This window comes from Betaproteobacteria bacterium (assembly GCA_016791345.1).
Taxonomy (GTDB): Bacteria; Pseudomonadota; Gammaproteobacteria; order Burkholderiales; family JAEUMW01; genus JAEUMW01.
Genome location: JAEUMW010000234.1, coordinates 1 through 4,519, shown reverse-complemented (window position 1 = coordinate 4,519; position 4,519 = coordinate 1). Strand labels below are relative to the sequence as shown.

Below are 4,519 nucleotides of genomic sequence, written 5' to 3'. Positions count from 1 at the left end.
CGCGTGTCCACGAATGTGCCGAAGCCGGACGGGAGCGGGCGGGCAACCGGAACCATCCTCGATCCCAAAGGCAAGGCGATCGTCAATATCAACAAGGGCGAACCCTTCTATGGTGAAGTGACCATCTTGGAAGTGCCGTACATCACCGGCTACGAGCCGATCAAGGACGCCTCCGGCAAGGTCATCGGCATTTACTACGTCGGGTACAAGAAGTAGCGGATCCCGTCTATGGTTCTTCGCTGCCGAGCAGCTTCTACCGCAAGGCCGATTCGCTACCGGCGGATCAACGCTATTACGACGGCGCACCGCCCCAGACCATGGTGTTCGGCACCGCTTGGCCCGGCGGCAATTTCGAGCTGATCGACAAGACGACCGAGGTCGCACCGGGGATCTGGCTGATCGCGCTCGTCTCCGACGTCCCCGGCACGAAGGAGCTGAAGGAGATCTCGCTCGCCGTCAATACGCCGGAAGGCCTCGTGCTGGTCGTCGGGTGCTCGCATCCGGGCATTCTCAACATCGTCGAGGCCGCCAGTACGGCGAGCGGCAACAAGCGCGTCCACATGATCGCCGGCGGGTTCCATCTCGTGGTGGCCCAGGACGATGCCATCGCCAAGGTCACGAGCGCGCTGCGCGACACGTGGAAGGTGGCCTACATCGCACCGGGTCATTGCACCGGCGAGCCGACCTTCGTCGCGTTGCGGGAAGCGTTCAGCAACCGCTATCTGTACGCCGGTCTCGGCACGGTGCTGGTGCTTGGCGCCCAGCCCCGGGCGCTTTACGAGCACGCCGTCCCGTTCGCGATGGATCAGGAGGATCTGCGAACGTATCGCGCACTGCTTGCTGGGAGTGACGATGTAGCCGACGGATTGCTCGGGGCGACACGACTCGCCGCACTGATGCGCTAGTTATCCGCTCGCCGAGGACGGCGCACACAAGGTCGCGAGCACACGACTGGCCTCGCGTTGATGCACATTGCAAAGGGTGCATGCTCGCGGCAGCGCCGTCGAAGGCGATCGCAGGCTCCCGAAACCGGAAACAGCCGCCTGCTGCCTGTTCGCAGCATCGGTGCTGCGGTTCTCCCGTTCGGACCCGCGTTCCTCCTGCCGCCCATGCGCCACCACGCTCGACCGCCCGGTTTGCTGCGGTAGACTTCGGCTCCGCCATTGCCGTCCCTTCGTCACTGAGGAGCCCATCCGATGTCGTTCGTGAAGTCCCGCATTGCCGTTGCCGCAATCTCAGCGTTTCCTCTGGTCGCCGCCGCCGACACCAAGGCGCCTCAGGCACAGTACTGGGTCGATGTCGCCACCAACAACTCAAGCATTCCCGGCATGCCGGGCGGTCTTGGCGGCATCGTCGGTTCGATGATGGGAATGGCCGGAGGGCCGCAGCAGTCCCTCAACCTCTGGCTCTATTCACGCAACGCGAAACCTGCCTCGCCCGAGGCGACTCACGACATTCCGCAGGCGCTCAACATGGGCCCGACGCTTCCGCTGGTGCTGCCCACCGTCGAGAAGAAAACCCCTTCACCGGAGGAGGAAGGAACACCGGGGAAGATCGAGAAGCCGAAGGCGCGCATGCTGTTCTACTGGGGCTGCGGGGAGGCCGTCCGTCCGGGCCAGCCCAAGGTCGCCGATACCGAAAAGATGTCCCTCGTGCAGTTCGGCCAGACGATGAAGGGCCGCAGCGCGCCGGAGCGGGGACCGTGGGGACCCGGCCGGGCAGTCTGGCCGAACCAGCAGGACAACCGACCGGTACCCGCTGGCGCCTCGCTGCAGGGTGATCACCTCGTCCACGGCAACTACACGCCGGAGATCAAGTTCAAGCTCGGACAGCAGCAGGATTTCATGGCTCCGGTGCAACTCGTGGCGCAGGGCTCGCCCGCGGAGTCGGTCCGACTCGAATGGCAGGCGATTCCCACCGCGACGGGCTACTTCCTGATGGCGCTCGGCCACCGTTCGGCCAACGGCGAGATGATCGTCTGGACCTCGAGCGAAGTGCAGGACTCGGGCTTCGGCCTCATGAGCTACCTGCCGAATGATTTCGTCCGCAAGCTGATCACCGAGAAAGTGATCCTGCCGCCGAGTACGCAGACCTGCGCGATCCCGAAAGGCATCTTCGAAGGCTCTGAAGGGACGATGGTGCGCATGATCGCCTACGGCGAAGAACTCAACCTCGCGTACCCGCCGCGGCCCGCCGACGCGAAAGCGAACTGGGAGCCGATCTGGACCGCCAAGGTGCGCGTCAAGTCCGAGGGCATGGCGTTCCTCGGGATGGGCGATGCGATGATGCGCCACGGCGGAGGCAGCGAGCGCGGTGTCGCGCCGCCTGCGGGTGCGCCCGAGCAGGAAAGCGGTGCGGGTTCGAGGCCCGTCGACCCGGTGAAGGAAGGCGTCGACGCGCTGAAGAAACTGCTGCCGTTCTGAGGGCGTGCCGGCGGAAGGTGCCCGCCGGCGGCCAACTACCAGGCGCGAATGCGCCCGGTATCGACGTGGACGAACTCCGGTCCGGGGTAATAGCCGACGCCGCCCGCCTTGAGGCTCAAGGCGGCATCGCGCAGATCTGCCAGCGGCACATCGGCGAGTCGGATGTCGATCGCGCGTCCCTCCAGGTGCAGGCTCGACTTGGCCACACCTCTTCCGCGCTCGCGGAGCATGGCGTTCGTGTGCGCCGAGCGGTAAGCGGAAATGACCTGGAACGGTGCCTTGCTGCCAGTCACTGCCGACAGGCTGGAAAGGATGTCCAGCAACTCGGGGTCGATCCGGTGTTGATCACCGGTCCGGAAATCGCGCAGGAAATAGTCGAGCGACCTCAGCGAAGCAGGAACGTACGTTCCCTCCAGGCGGTACACCAGCGAGATGCGCTCCCCGGTGTGCGTGTGCTCGAAAGCGAGTCGACTTGCCTGCCGATAGCTCGCGTAGGCGTGGCCGACGCCGGGCAGACCGAGCGCCGGCATGGCAAGGGCAGCACCGGCGATTGCCTTGAGAAAGCGTCGCCGCCGCGGAGGTTCGTTGCCGGAGGATTGGCTCACGGGTACTCCTTGATCTCTGTTGCTGGGGTGGAAGGCGGATCTCGAAGGCGCCCTGCTTTGCCGCATGGTCCGCTTCGGGCGACCCGTCATGCAACTTCCATGCGGTGCAGCAAGCATGCTCGTCGCGGGTGCCTGCAACCCGACTTTCGAAGCCACTGGGCGCCGAGAGTATGCCGCAGTCGCGGCGAAACGAGAACCCCGGTGCGCCGAGGGGAGTCATCGCCCCGGAGCCCGGCAATCGAGGGGACCGAGCGTTCCCTCCGACCGCTTGCCGGGTCGGTTGCCCGGCGAGTTCGCTGCATTGCGGCAGGATGCTATACTCGCCCGCTCGAATTGGCCGATCTACCTCAACCAACTCAAAGGCAAGGGTTACGAAATCAAAAAGCTCACGTTCTCCGGTCGACTTCTTTTTGTCGGCTTCGGCAGCGTCGGCCAAGGGGTGCTTCCCCTCATCCTGCGCCATATCGATCTGAAACCGGAGCAGATCAGCATCATCACGGCCGACGAGCGCGGCCACGCCGAAGCCACTCGCTATGGCATCTCCTTCGAGATTTCGCCGCTCACCCGTCAGAACTTCCGGGACGTCCTGATTCCCCGGATATCAAAAGGCGACTTCCTCCTCAACCTCTCCGTCGACGTCTCCTCGGTTGCGCTCATGGAACTGTGCTTCGAGCGCGGGACAATGTATCTCGACGGTTGCATCGAGCCCTGGGCAGGTGGCTACACGGACACCTCGCTGTCACCCTCGCTGCGCTCGAATTACGCGATGCGCGAGGCAGCGCTCGATCTGCGGCGCAATCACGCCGCGGGACCGACCATCATGCCGACCCACGGCGCCAACCCCGGCTGGGTGTCGAGCTTCGTCAAGCGGGCCCTGCTCGATGTCGCGCGCGACACGGGTCATGGCAGCGCGAAGCCCGCTTCGCGAGACGACTGGGCGAAGCTCGCCATGCAGCTCGGCGTCAAGGTGATCCACATCGCCGAGCGCGACACGCAGACGTCGAACGTGCCGAAGCGTGTGGGGGAGTTCGTGAACACCTGGTCGGTGGAAGGTTTCGCCGGCGAAGGGTCGCAACCTGCGGAGCTCGGATGGGGGAGCCACGAACGGCACTTCCCGCCGGATGGGAAACGGCACGAATTCGGCTGTGATGCCGCCATCTATCTGCAGCGGCCCGGAGCGTCCGTGCGCGTACGCTCGTGGACGCCCCTGGAGGGCCCGTACCACGGCTTCCTGATCACCCACGGCGAGTCGATCTCCATCGCCGACTACCTCACCGTCCGCGACGGCGATCGCGTGCTGTATCGCCCCACGGTGCACTACGCGTATCACCCTTGCGATGCGGCAGTGCTTTCAGTGCACGAACTGGCCGGCAAGAACTGGCACATGCAGGCCGACCGTCGCATCCTGATGGACGAGATAACGGACGGCATCGACGAGTTGGGCGTCCTGCTGATGGGCCACGCAAAGTGCGCCTACTGGCTCGGATCGCG

The 4,519-nt window shown here is 64.9% G+C and carries 5 protein-coding genes; 4 read left to right on the top strand and 1 reads right to left on the bottom strand.

Annotated features, from left to right (window positions below; translation table 11 throughout):
- The 3 genes from JNK68_09250 to JNK68_09240 all read left to right on the top strand — a co-directional run.
- A partial coding sequence (locus JNK68_09250) for a Cache 3/Cache 2 fusion domain-containing protein (GenBank protein MBL8540545.1) occupies positions 1–216 on the top strand: 216 nt, incomplete at its 5' end.
- Between the two features lie 101 nt (positions 217–317).
- Positions 318–905, top strand: coding sequence for an MBL fold metallo-hydrolase (locus JNK68_09245; GenBank protein MBL8540544.1), 588 nt, complete (start codon positions 318–320; stop codon positions 903–905).
- A gap of 291 nt (positions 906–1,196) precedes the next feature.
- Positions 1,197–2,423 (top strand): hypothetical protein, encoded by a 1,227-nt coding sequence (locus tag JNK68_09240; protein ID MBL8540543.1) that lies wholly within the window; start codon positions 1,197–1,199, stop codon positions 2,421–2,423.
- 35 nt (positions 2,424–2,458) lie between these two features.
- Here the strand turns inward: JNK68_09240 and JNK68_09235 are convergent, their stop codons facing one another.
- Positions 2,459–2,953: a DUF882 domain-containing protein gene (locus JNK68_09235; protein MBL8540542.1), complete on the bottom strand. Its 495-nt coding sequence runs from the start codon at positions 2,951–2,953 to the stop codon at positions 2,459–2,461.
- 190 nt (positions 2,954–3,143) lie between these two features.
- Here JNK68_09235 and JNK68_09230 point away from each other — a divergent pair.
- Positions 3,144–4,519 (top strand): saccharopine dehydrogenase NADP-binding domain-containing protein (locus JNK68_09230; GenBank protein ID MBL8540541.1); only part of this gene is annotated, 1,376 nt, incomplete at its 3' end.